General features: G+C 57.8%; 13 protein-coding genes, 5 tRNA genes and 3 rRNA genes. 15 read left to right on the top strand and 6 right to left on the bottom strand.

Annotated elements, in window-relative coordinates; genetic code table 11:
- Nucleotides 1-3 precede the first annotated feature (3 nt).
- From KH389_RS24470 to hemJ, 4 genes are all read right to left on the bottom strand, one after another.
- Nucleotides 4-777 carry an SDR family NAD(P)-dependent oxidoreductase gene (locus KH389_RS24470; protein WP_043859830.1) on the bottom strand — a complete coding sequence of 258 codons (774 nt, stop codon included), beginning with the start codon at nucleotides 775-777 and terminating at the stop codon, nucleotides 4-6.
- A 72-nt stretch (nucleotides 778-849) separates the two neighbouring features.
- A complete protein-coding gene (locus KH389_RS24465; protein WP_213606405.1) occupies nucleotides 850-1,311 on the bottom strand; it encodes a DUF805 domain-containing protein in 462 nt (153 codons plus the stop codon).
- 27 nt (nucleotides 1,312-1,338) lie between these two features.
- Nucleotides 1,339-2,295 carry an NAD(P)H-dependent flavin oxidoreductase gene (locus KH389_RS24460; RefSeq protein ID WP_054915948.1) on the bottom strand — a complete coding sequence of 319 codons (957 nt, stop codon included), beginning with the start codon at nucleotides 2,293-2,295 and terminating at the stop codon, nucleotides 1,339-1,341.
- 22 nt (nucleotides 2,296-2,317) lie between these two features.
- Nucleotides 2,318-2,743: a protoporphyrinogen oxidase HemJ gene (gene hemJ, locus KH389_RS24455; RefSeq protein ID WP_043859832.1), complete on the bottom strand. Its 426-nt coding sequence runs from the start codon at nucleotides 2,741-2,743 to the stop codon at nucleotides 2,318-2,320.
- Nucleotides 2,744-2,882: 139 nt separating this feature from the next.
- Between hemJ and argC the strand changes: the two genes are divergently transcribed.
- The gene (gene argC, locus KH389_RS24450; protein WP_058541847.1) at nucleotides 2,883-3,917 is read left to right on the top strand and encodes an N-acetyl-gamma-glutamyl-phosphate reductase; all 1,035 of its coding nucleotides are present in this window, start codon (nucleotides 2,883-2,885) and stop codon (nucleotides 3,915-3,917) included.
- Between the two features lie 156 nt (nucleotides 3,918-4,073).
- Nucleotides 4,074-4,424 (top strand): iron-sulfur cluster insertion protein ErpA, encoded by a 351-nt coding sequence (gene erpA, locus KH389_RS24445; protein WP_043859834.1) that lies wholly within the window; start codon nucleotides 4,074-4,076, stop codon nucleotides 4,422-4,424.
- Between the two features lie 55 nt (nucleotides 4,425-4,479).
- Here the strand turns inward: erpA and KH389_RS24440 are convergent, their stop codons facing one another.
- Entirely contained in the window at nucleotides 4,480-5,571 is a 1,092-nt protein-coding gene (locus KH389_RS24440) for an anhydro-N-acetylmuramic acid kinase (RefSeq protein ID WP_043859835.1), read from the bottom strand.
- Nucleotides 5,572-5,574: 3 nt separating this feature from the next.
- Nucleotides 5,575-6,987, bottom strand: a complete 1,413-nt coding sequence (locus tag KH389_RS24435; protein ID WP_043859836.1) for a peptidoglycan DD-metalloendopeptidase family protein — start codon at nucleotides 6,985-6,987, stop codon at nucleotides 5,575-5,577.
- Nucleotides 6,988-7,197: 210 nt separating this feature from the next.
- Here KH389_RS24435 and tyrS point away from each other — a divergent pair, with 210 nt between their 5' ends.
- From tyrS to tuf, 13 genes are all read left to right on the top strand, one after another.
- Complete coding sequence (gene tyrS, locus KH389_RS24430) at nucleotides 7,198-8,397, top strand: tyrosine--tRNA ligase (RefSeq protein WP_054915947.1); 1,200 nt, start codon at nucleotides 7,198-7,200, stop codon at nucleotides 8,395-8,397.
- A gap of 558 nt (nucleotides 8,398-8,955) precedes the next feature.
- A 16S ribosomal RNA gene (locus KH389_RS24425) occupies nucleotides 8,956-10,492 on the top strand.
- A gap of 84 nt (nucleotides 10,493-10,576) precedes the next feature.
- Nucleotides 10,577-10,653 (top strand) — tRNA-Ile (locus KH389_RS24420).
- A 7-nt stretch (nucleotides 10,654-10,660) separates the two neighbouring features.
- Nucleotides 10,661-10,736 (top strand) — tRNA-Ala (locus KH389_RS24415).
- 224 nt (nucleotides 10,737-10,960) lie between these two features.
- Nucleotides 10,961-13,851: ribosomal RNA gene (locus KH389_RS24410) — 23S ribosomal RNA — on the top strand.
- A 138-nt stretch (nucleotides 13,852-13,989) separates the two neighbouring features.
- Nucleotides 13,990-14,105: ribosomal RNA gene (rrf, locus tag KH389_RS24405) — 5S ribosomal RNA — on the top strand.
- The 16S, 23S and 5S rRNA genes sit together here with 2 tRNA genes alongside, the layout of an rRNA operon.
- Nucleotides 14,106-14,272: 167 nt before the next feature.
- Entirely contained in the window at nucleotides 14,273-15,232 is a 960-nt protein-coding gene (gene birA, locus KH389_RS24400) for a bifunctional biotin--[acetyl-CoA-carboxylase] ligase/biotin operon repressor BirA (RefSeq protein ID WP_116052331.1), read from the top strand.
- Nucleotides 15,222-15,968 carry a pantothenate kinase gene (locus KH389_RS24395; protein WP_043861943.1) on the top strand — a complete coding sequence of 249 codons (747 nt, stop codon included), beginning with the start codon at nucleotides 15,222-15,224 and terminating at the stop codon, nucleotides 15,966-15,968. Before birA ends, KH389_RS24395 begins: the two co-directional genes overlap by 11 nt.
- Before the next feature lie 7 nt (nucleotides 15,969-15,975).
- A complete protein-coding gene (locus KH389_RS24390; protein ID WP_054916720.1) occupies nucleotides 15,976-16,398 on the top strand; it encodes a hypothetical protein in 423 nt (140 codons plus the stop codon).
- A 144-nt stretch (nucleotides 16,399-16,542) separates the two neighbouring features.
- Nucleotides 16,543-16,627 (top strand) — tRNA-Tyr (locus KH389_RS24385).
- A 23-nt stretch (nucleotides 16,628-16,650) separates the two neighbouring features.
- Nucleotides 16,651-16,724, top strand: a tRNA-Gly gene (locus KH389_RS24380).
- Nucleotides 16,725-16,750: 26 nt separating this feature from the next.
- Nucleotides 16,751-16,826 (top strand) — tRNA-Thr (locus tag KH389_RS24375).
- Nucleotides 16,827-16,911: 85 nt separating this feature from the next.
- On the top strand, nucleotides 16,912-18,105 hold the full coding sequence (gene tuf / locus KH389_RS24370) for an elongation factor Tu (RefSeq protein ID WP_213606403.1): 1,194 nt from the start codon (nucleotides 16,912-16,914) through the stop codon (nucleotides 18,103-18,105).
- The last annotated feature ends 37 nt before the right edge of the window (nucleotides 18,106-18,142 follow it).

Below are 18,142 nucleotides of genomic sequence, written 5' to 3'. Positions count from 1 at the left end.
GCTTCAGCGTGGGCAGTAGGCCCGGTTGATTGCACCGGCCAGCTTGCGCGCAAGCCAGCGCGACAGCCAACGCGGGCTGGCGGCCAGCCAGCGGTTGCGCCGACCGGGGATGATCAGTGCGCGGTTCTTTTCCAGTGCGCGCACGGTGTACAGGGCCACTTCCTCGGGGCTCATGCAGCGGTTGCCGTTGTCCAGCCGGGGGATGCGCCGCAGCGGCGATCGAACCGGGCCGGGGCATAACACCGAAACCTTGATGCCGGTCTGCTTGAGTTCCTCGCGCAGGCCTTCGGAAAAATGCAGCACATAAGCCTTGCTCGCCGCATAGGTGGTCATCCAGGGGCCGGGGGCGAAGGCGGCCAGCGACGCGACATTGAGGATCTGCCCGCCACCCTGCACCGCCATCGCGTTGCCCAGCGCATGGCACAGGCGGGTGAGGGCGAGGATGTTGACCTCGATGATGTCCTGCTCGTCGCCCCATTCCTGGGCCAGGAAGTGTCCGTAGGTGCGGATGCCGGCGCAGTTGACCAGCAGGTCGATCTGTCTGTCGCCTTCCTCGAGCTCCAGCAGAAAGCCGGACAGGCGCAATGGCTCGCCCAGGTCGCAGGCGCGCAGCAGCACTTCCACGCCGAAGCGCTGGGTCAGTTCCAGGGCGATGCTTTCCAGCAGATCGCGCTGCCGGGCCACCAGTATCAGGTTGCGCCCCCGGCGCGCGAGGGCCTCGGCCAATGCCAGGCCCAGGCCACTGGAGGCGCCGGTGATCATGGCGTAACGGGTCATGCAGTTCTCCAATCGGCAGGGGGCGGTGCGGCTGGCGCCTAGTTTACAGACTGGAGCGGGTAAAGGCTGCGGTCAGCCGTTGAGGACAGTCATGTAGATACCCCACGCCATGAACGGTATCCACAGCGAGGCCACCACGATAACCGCCTTGGTGTTGGGGGGCGGTGGCGGCCCGTAACGATTGCTGGCGGGGTTGCCGGGAATCAACAGCAGGGCCAGGAAAACCAGGTTGCCGATGTAGTAGGGGATCAGGGTCAACAGGCTGTACCAGCCATTGAAGCCCAGGTCGTTCAGGCGCCGGGCGATGAACACCAGGCTGAAGATCTTGGCGGCCAGCAACATCGGCACGATGGCGGCGGCCAGGTCTTTGGAGAGCGAGGACATCAGTGCGACCAGTAGCACCGTCCCGAACACTGCGCCAATCAGCACCAGGCTCCAGGCCAGTAGCCGCACCCTGCCAATGCGGCCGCGCACGCTCATGACCCTGAGCTTTTCGTTGTTCAGTTGAAGGGGGTTGATGTAGGTGTCGCGCATCGGGCTTCCTTTGCCGTTGAGAGTGGTTCAGCCAGGCCGGTGCTGGCCCAGCTGGATCGCCGCGGCCTGGGCCTGGCGGTATTCGTGGTCGAGTCGAGCGATCAGTTGATCAACCGTGCCCAGGCTGTCGATGGCGCCGACGCCCTGGCCGGCGGACCATACGGTCTTCCAGGCCTTGGCCTCGTCATCCAGTGGCTTGAGCCGGCTTTCGCCCGACTTGCCCAGAGCGTTGAGGTCGAACCCGGCATTTTCCAGGCTCTGACGCATGAAGCTGGCCGGCACCCCGGACACTGCGGCGGTGTGGATGATATCGGCTGCCTTGGCATCCAGCAGCATTTGTTTGTAGGCGTCAGGCGCCTGGCTTTCGGTACTGCCAATGAAGTGGGTGCCCATGTACGCGAGATCTGCGCCCAGCAGTTGCGCGGCCAGAACTTCGTGGCCGCGGTTCAGGCAGCCTGCCAGCAGCAGCGTCTTGTCGAAGAACTGGCGAATTTCGGCAATCAGGGCAAAAGGGCTCCACGTACCGGCGTGACCACCGGCGCCCGCCGCCACGGCGATCAGGCCGTCCACGCCGGCCTCGGCGGCTTTCTCGGCATGGCGCCGGGTGGTGACGTCATGGAACACCAGGCCGCCATAGCCGTGGACGGCATCGACCACTTCCTTTGCCGCACCCAGGCTGGTGATGACGATGGGCACGCGGTGCTCGATGCAGATCGCAAGATCGGCCTGCAGGCGCGGGTTGCTGGGGTGCACGATGAGGTTCACCGCATAGGGCGCGGGGTTGTCGAGCCCGGCCAGACCCGCCTCTATCTGCTCCAGCCAGGCCCTGAAGCCGGCACTGTCACGCTGGTTGAGCGCCGGGAAGCTGCCCACCACGCCATTGCTGCAGCAGGCCAGGACCAGCTGTGGATTGGAAATCAGGAACATCGGCGCTACCACCACGGGCAGGCGCAGGCGTTGTTCAAGCAGGGCGGGCAATGACATGGCGGGCTCTCGGAGTGGAGAATCAGAACGGTTTGACCACGACCAGGATGACGATGAGCAACAGGATGACCACAGGCACTTCATTGAACCAGCGGAAGTACACATGGCTGCGGGTGTTTTCGCCGCGCGCGAAGCGCTTCACGTTGGCGCCGCACATGTGATGGTAGCCGGTCAGCAGAATGATCAGGGTCAGCTTGGCGTGCATCCAGCCCTGCTTGAGGAAGTCGGGGTTGAGGCTGAGCAGCCAGATGCCGAACACGAAGGTCGCGATCATTGCCGGGCCCATGATGCCGCGGTACAGCTTGCGCTCCATGGTGACGAAGCGTTCCTGGCTGATGGTGTCCTGGCTCTGGGCGTGATAGACGAACAGGCGAGGGAGGTAGAACAGGCCGGCAAACCAGCAGACGACACTGACGATGTGCAGGGCTTTGATCCAGAGAAACAGCATTTTTAGGTAGTCCTTCAGGTTCACGGTCGTCAGATAGTAGTGGCTTGTGTGTGCAGGCGTCACCCGAACGGTTGTTACCAAGGCTGTGGGCCCATATTATCCGTGGTTTTCCAGTCGGTTCGTTGAAAGGGGCAGGTATATGGTCAAGGTCGGTATCGTCGGCGGCACGGGTTACACCGGTGTCGAGCTGCTGCGTCTGTTGGCACAGCATCCACAGGCTGAAGTGGCAGTCATCACCTCGCGTTCCGAAGCGGGCCTGCCGGTGGCCGAGATGTACCCGAACCTGCGTGGCCACTACGACAACCTGGCTTTCAGCGTGCCGGACACCAAGACCCTGGCGGCCTGTGACGTGGTGTTCTTCGCCACCCCGCACGGCGTGGCCCATGCACTGGCCGGCGAGTTGCTGGCAGCCGGCACCAAGGTCATCGACCTGTCGGCCGACTTCCGACTGCAGGACGCCGATGAGTGGGCGCAGTGGTACGGCCAGCCCCACGGCGCGCCAGAGCTGCTCAAGGATGCGGTGTATGGCCTGCCGGAAGTGAACCGCGAGCAGATCCGCAGCGCCCGCCTGATCGCCGTGCCGGGTTGCTACCCCACCGCGACCCAGCTGGGGTTCCTGCCGTTGCTGGAAGCGGGCATTGCTGATGCCTCGCGCCTGATTGCCGACTGCAAGTCTGGGGTCAGTGGTGCGGGCCGCGGTGCCAGCGTTGGCTCGCTGTTCTGTGAAGCCGGTGAAAGCATGAAGGCCTACGCGGTGAAAGGCCACCGCCATCTGCCCGAGATCCGTCAGGGCCTGCGCCGGGCAGCCGGTGGTGATGTCCGCCTGACGTTCGTGCCTCACCTGACGCCGATGATCCGCGGTATTCATTCGACCTTGTATGCCACCGTCGCCGACACCTCGGTCGACCTGCAGGCGCTGTTCGAAAAACGCTACGCCAATGAGCCGTTCGTCGACGTGATGCCAGCCGGCAGCCACCCGGAAACCCGCAGTGTGCGCGGGGCCAACGTATGCCGCATTGCCGTGCATCGCCCGCAAGGGGGTGATCTGGTGGTGGTGTTGTCGGTAATCGACAACCTCGTGAAGGGGGCCTCGGGCCAGGCGGTACAGAACCTGAACATTCTGTTCGGTCTGGACGAGCGTATGGGCCTGTCCCACGCCGGGCTGATGCCTTAAGGCGCAACTGGCAGGCTGCAATCGGGCATAGGGCGGCATTTGCCGCTTGTCGCTTGCGGCCTGCCGCTGCTTCTATTGTTGACCGATTTTCTCGGAGAAGCGGATAATGCGCGTCATCACGCATTAAGGCGGCAACAGCGCCGGGAGAAAGTCAGCATGAGCGTCGAATCCTTCACCCCCACGATTTTGCAATTCACGCAGGGTGCCGCGCACAAGGTGAAGACCCTGGTCGATGAAGAGGGCAATGATCGCCTCAAATTGCGCGTGTTCGTGACCGGTGGCGGTTGCTCGGGCTTCCAGTACGGCTTCACCTTCGACGAAGATGTGGCTGAAGACGACACCATCGTCGAGCGCGAGGGTGTTGCCCTGGTGGTCGACCCGATGAGCTTCCAGTACCTGGCGGGCGCGGAAGTGGACTACCAGGAAGGTCTGGAAGGTTCGCGTTTCGTCATCAAGAACCCGAACGCCACCACCACCTGCGGTTGCGGCTCTTCGTTCTCGATCTGAGTTACAGGCAGTACTGCTGACGCCGCGCCTCTGCGCGGCGTTTTGCTGTGTGCGTTCAGGCGGGGTAGATCGCGCCCAGGACGCGCAGGCCCTTGGCGCCAGTAACACTGGGGCGGTTGGCGGCGATGCCCTCCAGGCAGCAGTGTGCCAGCCAGGCGAACGCCATGGCTTCCACCCAGTCTGGATCGACGCCGTTGATGGCAGTGCTGCTGACCCGGGCGTTGGGCAGCAGGCAGGCCAGACGCTTCATCAGTGTGCCGTTGTGGGCGCCGCCGCCACAGACCAACAGCGCCTGGGTGGCTGTCTGCGCCGCCTGCAGCGAGCTGACGATGCTATGGGCGGTAAGTTCGAGCAGGGTGGCCTGCACGTCGGCATCGCTGCCGGGAGGCTGGCCGGCCAGGTGCTTGCGCAGCCATGTCAGGTTGAACACCTCGCGGCCGGTACTCTTGGGACCGGTGCCGGCAAAGAACGGATCGCTGAGCAGGCTGGCGAGCAGCCCGGGGATGACGTGGCCTGTGGCCGCCCAGGCGCCGTCGGCATCATAGCCGTGACCTTGTTTCTCGTTGATCCAGGCATCCAGCAGTACGTTGCCCGGGCCACAGTCGAAGCCGCTGACCGGCTTGCCGGTCTCGATCAGGCTCAGGTTGCTGAAGCCGCCGACGTTGAGTACTGCCAGGCGCTCGCCCTGATTGTCGAACAGCGCTTCGTGAAAGGCCGGCACCAAGGGGGCCCCCTGGCCGCCGGCAGCCACGTCGCGGCGGCGAAAATCGCTGACCACTGTAATCCCGGTCAGCTCTGCCAGCAGCGCCGGGTTGCCGATCTGCACGGTGAAACCCTGGGCAGGCTCGTGGCGAATGGTCTGTCCGTGGCTGCCAATAGCGCGGATATCTGCAGGCTGCAGGTGCTGTTCGGCCAGCAATTGCTGAATGCCCTCGGCGGCCAGTCTCACCCAGGCAGCCTCGGCCAGGGCGGCGCGGGCAATTTCGTCGGGGCCGCTGGCGCACAGCGCGAGCAAGTCGTCGCGCAGCGCCTGGGGCATCGGAATGTAATGGGTAGCGAGCAGCGTGAGACGCTGCTCCTGTCTGATCAAGGCGATGTCCAGGCCATCGAGGCTGGTGCCGGACATCACTCCCAGATACAGGGCCATGGCTTAGCGCTTGGCCGAGGCCAGCATGGTGGCCTTCTCTTGTTCCATGCGCGCCATCAGCGGCTGGCTTTGCTGCAGGAAGCGCTGGCGTTCAGCCTTGGCGATCGGATCGGCCATTGGCAGCTTCTGTCCGAGCGGGTCGACGTGCACGCCATTGACCTGGAACTCGTAGTGCAGGTGCGGCCCGGTGGACAGCCCCGTGGTGCCGATGTAGCCGATCACCTGGCCCTGCTTGACCGTGCCGCCGGTCTTGATGCCCTTGGCGAAGCCCTGCATGTGCCCGTACAGGGTCTGGTAGGTATTGCCGTGCTTGATGATCACGGTGTTGCCGTAGCCTCCACGACGACCGGCCAGCAGTACCTTGCCGTCACCGGCGGCCTTGATCGGCGTGCCGCGCGGCGCTGCATAGTCGACGCCCTTGTGGGCGCGGATCTTGTTCAGGATAGGGTGCTTGCGACCTGCCGAGAAGCGCGAGCTGATGCGGGCGAAGTCCACCGGGGTACGAATGAACGCCTTGCGCATGCTATTGCCGTCGGCGGTGTAGTAGCTGGTGTTGCCCTGCTTGTTGGTATAGCGCACCGCAGTGAAGCTCTTGCCGCGGTTGGTGAAGCGTGCCGACAGGATGTTGCCGTTGCCGACCACCTTGCCATTGACCACTTTCTGTTCGTAGATCACGTCGAATTCGTCACCCTGGCGGATGTCCTGGGCGAAGTCGATGTCGTAGCCGAAGATGCGGGCCATGTCCATGGTCAGCGAATGGTTCAGGCCGGCACGCTGCGCGGAAGCCGACAGCGAACTCTTGATGACGCCGTGCACGTAGGCCGAGCGAACCACAGGCTTGGTGATTTCACGGTTGAAGGCATAGCCCTTGTCGCCCTTGGTCAGGCGGATGGTCTCGAGATCGCTGACCTTGCTGTGCAGGCTGGCCAGTTGGCCGTCCTTGTCCAGTTCGATTTCCAGTACCTGGCCATGCTTGAGCTGGCTGAATTGCTTGGCCTGCTTGTTGCTGGCAAGCACCTCGTGCACCACATTGGCCGGCAGGCCGACCTTGGCGAACAGTGTCGACAGGGTGTCGCCACGGGCCACGGTGACTTCGCGGTGGCTTGGATCCTTGGCGGGTTCGGCAGTTGGGGTGGGTTCGGTCTTGGCGGTTTCTTCGGTGGGCGCGGGGGCAGTGTCAATCTGGGCGAACGGCGAGGCGGTGGTTTCTTCGCGGACGTCGGCCTGGGTGGTTTCCTGTTGCTTCAACTGCTCGGCAGGGGATTCCAGCTCGAGGTTAAGGGTGGTTTTCTTGGCTTCGACCTCGCTGGAGGGGAACACCAGCAAGGCCAGGCTGAGCAGGGCGGCGATACCGCTGGCGGCCAACAGGTGGCTCTTCGGATAAAGCGGAGGCGCTTTAGTCGGTTCGTTGGTCATAGGTAGATTGACTTTGAAAAAGATGGATTGGAAAAGATGAATGACATGATGAAGATGAAATAACTGTATAAAATATAACCAAATCCCCTTCAGCGCAAGCGCGCAGACGTCATCAGTCGGGTGTGCGGTCACATCCGGGGCAAAAACTTGTATTTGATGGCTGATCTTGTATGGTTGGGGCCCTTTGAATCTGAGCCTTGCGGGTCTGTTATGAAGTCGGTTGAAGAGCAGCTAGCGCTGATCAAGCGTGGTGCGGAAGAGGTACTGGTCGAGGCCGAACTGGTCGAGAAGCTCAAGCGCGGGCAACCGCTGCGGATCAAGGCGGGTTTCGACCCGACTGCGCCGGATCTGCACCTGGGGCACACCGTCCTTATTAACAAGCTGCGCCAGTTCCAGGAACTGGGGCATCAGGTGATCTTCCTGATCGGCGACTTCACCGGCATGATCGGTGACCCGAGCGGCAAGAGCGCCACACGCCCGCCGCTGACCCGCGAGCAGGTGCTGGAGAACGCCGAGACCTACAAGCAGCAGGTGTTCAAGATTCTTGATCCGGCCAAGACCGAGGTTGCGTTCAACTCTACCTGGATGGACGCGCTGACCCCGGCCGACTTCATTCGCCTGGCTTCACAGTACACCGTGGCGCGCATGCTCGAGCGCGACGACTTCGACAAGCGCTATACCAGCAATCAGCCGATCGCGATTCACGAGTTCCTCTACCCGCTTGTGCAGGGCTATGACTCGGTGGCGCTGAAGGCCGATGTCGAGCTGGGCGGTACCGACCAGAAGTTCAACCTGCTGATGGGGCGCGAGCTGCAGCGTGGCTACGGCCAGGAGGCGCAGAACATCGTCACCATGCCATTGCTCGAAGGGCTGGATGGCGTGAAGAAGATGTCCAAGTCGCTGGGTAACTATGTAGGTATCCAGGAAGCACCAGGGGTGATGTACAGCAAGCTGGTGTCGATCCCTGATACGTTGATGTGGCGTTACTTCGAGCTGCTGAGCTTTCGCTCCATGGAAGAGATCGATGGGTTCCGTGCTGAAGTGGCTGCTGGTGCCAACCCGCGGGATATCAAGATCAAGCTGGCTGAAGAGATCGTGGCACGCTTCCATGGTGAGGAGGCTGCGGCCAATGCCCACCGCGCAGCGGGTAATCGCATGAAGGATGGCGAGCTGCCGGAGGACCTGCCGCAGATCGACGTGCTGGCTGCCGAGGCTATGCCGATTTCTGCTGTGCTGAACAAGGCGGGCCTGGTCAAGAACTCGGCGGCAGCCCGTGATCTGCTGGCGGCAGGAAGCGTGAAGGTCGATGGTGAGGTCGTTGATCGTGGCTTCGTCTTCGAGCTGGGCTCCACCCATGTGTGTCAGGCGGGCAAGAAGGCGTTTGCACGTATCAGTCTGAAGGCTGAATAAAGAGAGGGCGGCGTAAGCCGCCCTTCCTATATAGAGAAGGGCTGGTTTGCTTTGTTTTGCGAAAGTTTCAAATTAGCCCTTGACGCACGATTTAATCTCTCTATAATTCGCCCCACTTCCGGCGCAGTCGGAACGAAAAACTCCTTGAATATCAATGAGTTGGACGTTTCAGGTCAGGCTGGAGGTGCTTCGATCGAAAGATCGGCAGCGGTGAAAAAGGTGGTTGACAGCAGGTTGTAACGCTGTAGAATTCGCCTCCCGCTACGAGAGATCGAAGCGAGTCAAGTGTTTGAAGTGAAACGAAAAACTTCAAAATAAACGCTTGACAGACTCTGAGGAAAGCGTAGAATGCGCGCCTCGGTTGAGACGAAAAGTTCTTGACCAACCGCTCTTTAACAACTGAATCAAGCAATTCGTGTGGGTGCTTGTGAGCTCAGACTGATAGTCAGAAAGATTATCAGCATCACAAGTGACTGCACGAAAATCGAAAGATTTGAAAGTAAGTCATTTGAGAATGCTGAGCCAAGTTTAGGGTTTTCTCAAAACCCAAGCAGTATTGAACTGAAGAGTTTGATCATGGCTCAGATTGAACGCTGGCGGCAGGCCTAACACATGCAAGTCGAGCGGATGAGAAGAGCTTGCTCTTCGATTCAGCGGCGGACGGGTGAGTAATACCTAGGAATCTGCCTGGTAGTGGGGGACAACGTTTCGAAAGGAACGCTAATACCGCATACGTCCTACGGGAGAAAGCAGGGGACCTTCGGGCCTTGCGCTATCAGATGAGCCTAGGTCGGATTAGCTAGTTGGTGAGGTAATGGCTCACCAAGGCTACGATCCGTAACTGGTCTGAGAGGATGATCAGTCACACTGGAACTGAGACACGGTCCAGACTCCTACGGGAGGCAGCAGTGGGGAATATTGGACAATGGGCGAAAGCCTGATCCAGCCATGCCGCGTGTGTGAAGAAGGTCTTCGGATTGTAAAGCACTTTAAGTTGGGAGGAAGGGCAGTAAGCGAATACCTTGCTGTTTTGACGTTACCGACAGAATAAGCACCGGCTAACTCTGTGCCAGCAGCCGCGGTAATACAGAGGGTGCAAGCGTTAATCGGAATTACTGGGCGTAAAGCGCGCGTAGGTGGTTCGTTAAGTTGGATGTGAAATCCCCGGGCTCAACCTGGGAACTGCATCCAAAACTGGCGAGCTAGAGTAGGGCAGAGGGTGGTGGAATTTCCTGTGTAGCGGTGAAATGCGTAGATATAGGAAGGAACACCAGTGGCGAAGGCGACCACCTGGGCTCATACTGACACTGAGGTGCGAAAGCGTGGGGAGCAAACAGGATTAGATACCCTGGTAGTCCACGCCGTAAACGATGTCAACTAGCCGTTGGAATCCTTGAGATTTTAGTGGCGCAGCTAACGCATTAAGTTGACCGCCTGGGGAGTACGGCCGCAAGGTTAAAACTCAAATGAATTGACGGGGGCCCGCACAAGCGGTGGAGCATGTGGTTTAATTCGAAGCAACGCGAAGAACCTTACCAGGCCTTGACATCCAATGAACTTTCCAGAGATGGATTGGTGCCTTCGGGAACATTGAGACAGGTGCTGCATGGCTGTCGTCAGCTCGTGTCGTGAGATGTTGGGTTAAGTCCCGTAACGAGCGCAACCCTTGTCCTTAGTTACCAGCACGTTATGGTGGGCACTCTAAGGAGACTGCCGGTGACAAACCGGAGGAAGGTGGGGATGACGTCAAGTCATCATGGCCCTTACGGCCTGGGCTACACACGTGCTACAATGGTCGGTACAGAGGGTCGCCAAGCCGCGAGGTGGAGCTAATCTCACAAAACCGATCGTAGTCCGGATCGCAGTCTGCAACTCGACTGCGTGAAGTCGGAATCGCTAGTAATCGCGAATCAGAATGTCGCGGTGAATACGTTCCCGGGCCTTGTACACACCGCCCGTCACACCATGGGAGTGGGTTGCACCAGAAGTAGCTAGTCTAACCTTCGGGGGGACGGTTACCACGGTGTGATTCATGACTGGGGTGAAGTCGTAACAAGGTAGCCGTAGGGGAACCTGCGGCTGGATCACCTCCTTAATCGACGACATCAGCTGTCTCATAAGCTCCCACACGAATTGCTTGATTCATTGAAGAAGACGATTAGGTTAGCAACCTTCGATTGGGTCTGTAGCTCAGTTGGTTAGAGCGCACCCCTGATAAGGGTGAGGTCGGCAGTTCGAATCTGCCCAGACCCACCAATTTGCTGGGGCCATAGCTCAGCTGGGAGAGCGCCTGCCTTGCACGCAGGAGGTCAGCGGTTCGATCCCGCTTGGCTCCACCACCCCGCTTGCTAGTTTGTCAAAGCTTAGAAATGAATATTCGCTTCGAATATTGATTTCTGAACTTTATCAGAATCGTTCTTTAAAAATTTGGGTATGTGATAGAAAGATAGACTGGACAGCACTTTCACTGGTGTGTGTTCAGGCTAAGGTAAAATTTGTGAGTAATTACAAGTTTTCGGCGAATGTTGTCTTCACAGTATAACCAGATTGCTTGGGGTTATATGGTCAAGTGAAGAAGCGCATACGGTGGATGCCTTGGCAGTCAGAGGCGATGAAAGACGTGGTAGCCTGCGATAAGCTTCGGGGAGTCGGCAAACAGACTTTGATCCGGAGATCTCTGAATGGGGGAACCCACCTGGCATAAGTCAGGTATCTTGTACTGAATACATAGGTGCAAGAGGCGAACCAGGGGAACTGAAACATCTAAGTACCCTGAGGAAAAGAAATCAACCGAGATTCCCTTAGTAGTGGCGAGCGAACGGGGACTAGCCCTTAAGTGGCTTTGAGATTAGCGGAACGCTCTGGAAAGTGCGGCCATAGTGGGTGATAGCCCTGTACGCGAAAATCTCTTAGTCATGAAATCGAGTAGGACGGAGCACGAGAAACTTTGTCTGAATATGGGGGGACCATCCTCCAAGGCTAAATACTACTGACTGACCGATAGTGAACCAGTACCGTGAGGGAAAGGCGAAAAGAACCCCGGAGAGGGGAGTGAAATAGATCCTGAAACCGTATGCGTACAAGCAGTGGGAGCCTACTTTGTTAGGTGACTGCGTACCTTTTGTATAATGGGTCAGCGACTTATATTCAGTGGCGAGCTTAACCGAATAGGGGAGGCGTAGCGAAAGCGAGTCTTAATAGGGCGTTTAGTCGCTGGGTATAGACCCGAAACCGGGCGATCTATCCATGGGCAGGTTGAAGGTTAGGTAACACTGACTGGAGGACCGAACCGACTACCGTTGAAAAGTTAGCGGATGACCTGTGGATCGGAGTGAAAGGCTAATCAAGCTCGGAGATAGCTGGTTCTCCTCGAAAGCTATTTAGGTAGCGCCTCATGTATCACTGTAGGGGGTAGAGCACTGTTTCGGCTAGGGGGTCATCCCGACTTACCAAACCGATGCAAACTCCGAATACCTACAAGTGCCGAGCATGGGAGACACACGGCGGGTGCTAACGTCCGTCGTGAAAAGGGAAACAACCCAGACCGTCAGCTAAGGTCCCAAAGTTATGGTTAAGTGGGAAACGATGTGGGAAGGCTTAGACAGCTAGGAGGTTGGCTTAGAAGCAGCCACCCTTTAAAGAAAGCGTAATAGCTCACTAGTCGAGTCGGCCTGCGCGGAAGATGTAACGGGGCTCAAACCATACACCGAAGCTACGGGTATCACTTAGGTGATGCGGTAGAGGAGCGTTCTGTAAGCCTGTGAAGGTGAGTTGAGAAGCTTGCTGGAGGTATCAGAAGTGCGAATGCTGACATGAGTAACGACAATGGGAGTGAAAAACTCCCACGCCGAAAGACCAAGGTTTCCTGCGCAACGTTAATCGACGCAGGGTTAGTCGGTCCCTAAGGCGAGGCTGAAAAGCGTAGTCGATGGAAAACAGGTTAATATTCCTGTACTTCTGGTTATTGCGATGGAGGGACGGAGAAGGCTAGGCCAGCTTGGCGTTGGTTGTCCAAGTTTAAGGTGGTAGGCTGAGATCTTAGGTAAATCCGGGATCTTAAGGCCGAGAGCTGATGACGAGTTGCCATTAGGCGACGAAGTGGTTGATGCCATGCTTCCAAGAAAAGCTTCTAAGCTTCAGGTAACCAGGAACCGTACCCCAAACCGACACAGGTGGTTGGGTAGAGAATACCAAGGCGCTTGAGAGAACTCGGGTGAAGGAACTAGGCAAAATGGCACCGTAACTTCGGGAGAAGGTGCGCCGGTGAGGGTGAAGGACTTGCTCCGTAAGCTCATGCCGGTCGAAGATACCAGGCCGCTGCGACTGTTTATTAAAAACACAGCACTCTGCAAACACGAAAGTGGACGTATAGGGTGTGACGCCTGCCCGGTGCCGGAAGGTTAATTGATGGGGTTAGCTAACGCGAAGCTCTTGATCGAAGCCCCGGTAAACGGCGGCCGTAACTATAACGGTCCTAAGGTAGCGAAATTCCTTGTCGGGTAAGTTCCGACCTGCACGAATGGCGTAACGATGGCGGCGCTGTCTCCACCCGAGACTCAGTGAAATTGAAATCGCTGTGAAGATGCAGTGTATCCGCGGCTAGACGGAAAGACCCCGTGAACCTTTACTATAGCTTTGCACTGGACTTTGAATTTGCTTGTGTAGGATAGGTGGGAGGCTTTGAAGCGTGGACGCCAGTCTGCGTGGAGCCATCCTTGAAATACCACCCTGGCAACTTTGAGGTTCTAACTCAGGTCCGTTATCCGGATCGAGGACAGTGTATGGTGGGTAGTTTGACTGGGGCGGTCTCCTCCTAAAGAGTAACGGAGGAGTACGAAGGTGCGCTCAGACCGGTCGGAAATCGGTCGTAGAGTATAAAGGCAAAAGCGCGCTTGACTGCGAGACAGACACGTCGAGCAGGTACGAAAGTAGGTCTTAGTGATCCGGTGGTTCTGTATGGAAGGGCCATCGCTCAACGGATAAAAGGTACTCCGGGGATAACAGGCTGATACCGCCCAAGAGTTCATATCGACGGCGGTGTTTGGCACCTCGATGTCGGCTCATCACATCCTGGGGCTGAAGCCGGTCCCAAGGGTATGGCTGTTCGCCATTTAAAGTGGTACGCGAGCTGGGTTTAGAACGTCGTGAGACAGTTCGGTCCCTATCTGCCGTGGACGTTTGAGATTTGAGAGGGGCTGCTCCTAGTACGAGAGGACCGGAGTGGACGAACCTCTGGTGTTCCGGTTGTCACGCCAGTGGCATTGCCGGGTAGCTATGTTCGGAAGAGATAACCGCTGAAAGCATCTAAGCGGGAAACTTGCCTCAAGATGAGATCTCACTGGAGCCTTGAGCTCCCTGAAGGGCCGTCGAAGACTACGACGTTGATAGGTTGGGTGTGTAAGCGCTGTGAGGCGTTGAGCTAACCAATACTAATTGCCCGTGAGGCTTGACCATATAACACCCAAGCAATTTGCGTCGAACGACCAGATTGCGGTGTTGTGAAGACACAGTAAGCCGAAGATTTGTAGCTCACAAACATCACATACCCGATTCGCTGGAGTGTCTGAACAAGACCTTCTGGCAACAGAATTTCTTGACGACCATAGAGCATTGGAACCACCTGATCCCATCCCGAACTCAGTAGTGAAACGATGCATCGCCGATGGTAGTGTGGGGTTTCCCCATGTGAGAGTAGGTCATCGTCAAGATTAAATTCCGAAACCCCTATCTGCATCTGCAGGTAGGGGTTTTGTTTTTGTGGGCTGAAAAAGCTGCGATCACGCAGCTATTTCTCCGTAAGGACGCGTCCTACAACAGGTATGCAATCCTTCAGCGCATAGCTATCATGCGTGCCTCATTGTGAGTCGAGATTGGCATGCTGAAGTTGTTGAAACTCCTCAAGGATGGTCGATTCCATTCCGGCGAGGCCTTGGGTGCTGCCCTGGGCATCAGCCGCAGCGCCGTGTGGAAGCAATTGCAGCATCTCGAGGCTGAATTGAGTCTGCCGGTGTACAAGGTGCGAGGGCGGGGCTACAGATTGGCTGCGCCCTTGTCGCTGTTGGACGTCAGCGCCATCGAGGGTGCCGGCACCGGCCGGCTCTGGCCAATGCACATCCATGAAGAGATTGACTCGACAAATGCCGAAGCGTTGCGCGCGATCAGTGCCGGTCGCCAGGCACCCTTTCTGGTTCTGGCTGAGCATCAGAGCGCAGGGCGCGGTCGCCGTGGCAGAAACTGGTCAAGCCCCTTTGCGCAGAATCTCTATTACAGCCTGGTGCTGCGTATCGACGGTGGCATGCGGCAACTGGAAGGCCTGAGCCTTGTGGTGGGTTTGGCGGTCATGCGTACCCTTCAGTCCGTCGGAGTGAATGCTGCGGGCTTGAAGTGGCCAAATGATGTGCTGGCCAACGGTCGCAAGATCGCAGGTATTCTTCTTGAGCTTGTGGGGGATCCCGCTGATGTCTGTCATGTGGTGCTGGGTATTGGTGTGAACGTGAATATGCAGACCAACAGCGAGGTCGATCAGGCATGGACATCCGTCCGGCTCGAGACAGGGCAGCAGGTTGATCGCAACCAGCTGGTTGCGCTGCTCAATGAGAATCTGCAGGTTCACCTGGAGCGACATCGTCAGTCGGGTTTTACCGACTTGCAGGCGGAGTGGGAGCAAGGGCACCTGTGGCAGGGGTGTGCAGTATCGTTGATAGCCGGCGTCACCAGGGTCGACGGCGTTGTGCTCGGTATCGATCGTCAGGGCGCGCTGCGTCTTCAGGTCGAAGGTGTTGAGAAGAGCTTTAGTGGTGGTGAGCTCAGTTTGAGGTTGCGCGATGATTCTTGAGCTCGATTGCGGTAACAGTTTTATCAAGTGGCGGGTTATCCGCACCGACGCATCGGTTGTTGGTGGCGGCATCGTCGATACCAACCAGGCGCTGATCGAGGCTGTTGAGGCGCTTGCGGGCGATACCCCGGCCCGTTGCCGCCTGGTCAGTGTACGTACAGAAGAAGAGACCGATCATCTTGGTGATGCCCTGGTGAAGGCGTTCGGGCTGTCGATAGTGCGCGCGCGCTCGGCAACTGCATTGGCCGGGGTTACTAATGGCTATGACGATTACGAGCGTCTTGGGCTCGATCGGTGGCTGGCTTTGCTTGGCGGGTACCATCTGGCCAGAAGGGCATGCGTGGTCATCGATCTGGGGACTGCTGTCACATCGGATTTCGTATCGGCGCAGGGGGAACACCTGGGAGGTTTCATCTGCCCTGGGATGCCATTGATGCGCAATCAATTGCGTACCCATACCCGGCGTATCCGCTATGACGACGAGTCCGCCGAGCGTGCATTGTCGAGTCTGCAGCCTGGGCGCTCTACCGTCGAGGCGGTAGAGCGCGGCTGTACGCTCATGCTGCATGGATTTGTGTTGACTCAGCTCGAGCAGGCGCGCTCATTGTGGGGTGAGGATTTTACCCTGTTCATTACCGGTGGCGACGCAGGCCTGTTGCACCAGGTGGTACCGCAAGCCCGAATCGTTCCCGACCTGGTGTTCGTAGGCCTGGCGATGGCCTGTCCGCTGGAGTGAGGTGTGTATGCGCTGGTTGTTTCTGTTATTGCTGGTCCTCAATGTCGTCTACTACGTCTGGCACCAGCAGGAGGCACCGTTGAGGGCGAAAGAGGTGACATCGCTGTCGCTCTACAAGGGAAGTCAGCAGGGTATTCGTCTGCTCAGCGAGTCTCGCGAGGCGCCATCGCAGAAGGACAATGAGTGTCTCTACCTTGGGGCATTGGCTAGCCCCGAGCTACTGGATAGCCTTCGTCAGCGTCTGATCAGCCTGGATATCCGGGCGCGCAAGGTAGTGGGGAGGCTGCCAGACAGTCAGGGGTGGTGGCTGCAGATAGCGCCTGAAAGCCGTCGCCTGCTGGACGCAACGGTGCTCGCCGGACTTTCCCATGATTTCAAAGACTTAAAAGATAAAATAATGTTGTGCGAAGGCGTTGCAACTATCGAATAGTTTGCATAGAATGGCGCCCGCTCCACAGCGATGACCACTAGGTTGGTAACGCAGTGAAGCAGTTGTCAAAGTAGCTAACCTCAAGATTTTAATGAGAAAAAGCTTGACAGCAGGACGGCAAGAGTAGAAAATGCCGGCCACATTGGAGGGGTTCCCGAGCGGCCAAAGGGATCAGACTGTAAATCTGACGTCTACGACTTCGAAGGTTCGAATCCTTCTCCCTCCACCAGTTTAGCGAGAGCTGCAAGCTCCGCGGGTATAGTTTAGTGGTAGAACCTCAGCCTTCCAAGCTGATGATGCGGGTTCGATTCCCGCTACCCGCTCCAGGTTTGCTGTTGTTGCACAGTGTTACGCTCTTGTAGCTCAGTTGGTAGAGCACACCCTTGGTAAGGGTGAGGTCAGCGGTTCAAATCCGCTCAAGAGCTCCATATGACAAGGCAGATATGAAAATATCTGCCTTTGTTTTAATGGTCGGTTTGATCTGCTTATTACTTCTACCGGGGGACAGTCTCGATGGCTAAGGAAAAGTTCGAACGTAACAAGCCGCACGTGAACGTCGGCACCATTGGTCACGTTGACCATGGTAAGACGACGTTGACCGCCGCGCTGACTCGCGTTTGCTCCGAGGTTTTCGGTTCTGCCAAGGTTGACTTCGACAAGATCGACAGCGCCCCGGAAGAAAAGGCACGTGGCATCACCATCAATACTGCGCACGTCGAGTATGACTCGAACATTCGTCACTATGCGCACGTTGACTGCCCGGGTCACGCCGACTATGTAAAAAACATGATTACCGGTGCTGCTCAGATGGATGGCGCTATCCTGGTTTGCTCGGCCGCTGATGGTCCGATGCCGCAAACCCGTGAGCACATCCTGCTGTCCCGTCAGGTTGGCGTTCCGTACATCGTGGTCTTCCTGAACAAGGCTGACCTGGTAGACGATGCTGAGCTGCTGGAACTGGTCGAGATGGAAGTTCGCGACCTGCTGTCCACCTACGACTTCCCAGGCGACGATACCCCGATCATCATCGGTTCGGCTCGTATGGCGCTGGAAGGCAAAGACGACAACGAAATGGGCACCACCGCTGTCAAGAAGCTGGTTGAGACTCTGGATACCTACATCCCAGAGCCTGAGCGCGCTATCGACAAGCCGTTCCTGATGCCAATCGAAGACGTATTCTCGATCTCGGGTCGTGGTACCGTTGTTACCGGTCGTATCGAGCGTGGCATCGTCCGCGTTCAAGACGCCCTGGAAATCGTTGGTCTGCGTGACACCGCCACCACCACCTGCACCGGTGTTGAGATGTTCCGCAAGCTGCTGGACGAAGGTCGTGCTGGCGAGAACTGCGGCGTGCTGCTGCGCGGCACCAAGCGTGACGACGTTGAGCGTGGCCAGGTTCTGGTCAAGCCAGGTTCGGTCAAGCCGCACACCAAATTCACCGCAGAAGTCTATGTTCTGAGCAAGGAAGAAGGCGGCCGTCACACTCCGTTCTTCAAAGGCTACCGTCCACAGTTCTACTTCCGTACTACTGACGTGACTGGTAACTGCGAGCTGCCAGAAGGCGTTGAAATGGTAATGCCAGGTGACAACATCCAGATGACTGTCACTCTGATCAAGACCATCGCGATGGAAGACGGTCTGCGCTTCGCTATCCGTGAGGGCGGTCGTACCGTCGGTGCGGGTGTAGTGGCAAAGGTTATTGAATAAGTAGTTGATTTCTCTCGATCAGGCCGGCATAATGGTC

Source organism: Pseudomonas qingdaonensis (assembly GCF_018398475.1).
In the GTDB taxonomy this organism is placed as follows: Bacteria; Pseudomonadota; Gammaproteobacteria; order Pseudomonadales; family Pseudomonadaceae; genus Aquipseudomonas; species Aquipseudomonas palmensis.
Note: the sequence above shows the minus strand (reverse complement) of the source record. Positions and strands in the feature narration are given on the sequence as shown.

Excerpts from the sequence above, each read along its gene's own strand:
- KH389_RS24470 (WP_043859830.1), bottom strand. The coding sequence starts at position 777 with ATGACCCGTTACGCCATGATCACCGGCGCCTCCAGTGGCCTGGGCCTG.
- KH389_RS24465 (WP_213606405.1), bottom strand. The coding sequence starts at position 1,311 with ATGCGCGACACCTACATCAACCCCCTTCAACTGAACAACGAAAAGCTC.
- KH389_RS24460 (WP_054915948.1), bottom strand. The coding sequence starts at position 2,295 with ATGTCATTGCCCGCCCTGCTTGAACAACGCCTGCGCCTGCCCGTGGTG.
- hemJ (WP_043859832.1), bottom strand. The coding sequence starts at position 2,743 with ATGCTGTTTCTCTGGATCAAAGCCCTGCACATCGTCAGTGTCGTCTGC.
- argC (WP_058541847.1), top strand. The coding sequence starts at position 2,883 with ATGGTCAAGGTCGGTATCGTCGGCGGCACGGGTTACACCGGTGTCGAG.
- erpA (WP_043859834.1), top strand. The coding sequence starts at position 4,074 with ATGAGCGTCGAATCCTTCACCCCCACGATTTTGCAATTCACGCAGGGT.
- KH389_RS24440 (WP_043859835.1), bottom strand. The coding sequence starts at position 5,571 with ATGGCCCTGTATCTGGGAGTGATGTCCGGCACCAGCCTCGATGGCCTG.
- KH389_RS24435 (WP_043859836.1), bottom strand. The coding sequence starts at position 6,987 with ATGACCAACGAACCGACTAAAGCGCCTCCGCTTTATCCGAAGAGCCAC.
- tyrS (WP_054915947.1), top strand. The coding sequence starts at position 7,198 with ATGAAGTCGGTTGAAGAGCAGCTAGCGCTGATCAAGCGTGGTGCGGAA.
- birA (WP_116052331.1), top strand. The coding sequence starts at position 14,273 with ATGCTGAAGTTGTTGAAACTCCTCAAGGATGGTCGATTCCATTCCGGC.
- KH389_RS24395 (WP_043861943.1), top strand. The coding sequence starts at position 15,222 with ATGATTCTTGAGCTCGATTGCGGTAACAGTTTTATCAAGTGGCGGGTT.
- KH389_RS24390 (WP_054916720.1), top strand. The coding sequence starts at position 15,976 with ATGCGCTGGTTGTTTCTGTTATTGCTGGTCCTCAATGTCGTCTACTAC.
- tuf (WP_213606403.1), top strand. The coding sequence starts at position 16,912 with ATGGCTAAGGAAAAGTTCGAACGTAACAAGCCGCACGTGAACGTCGGC.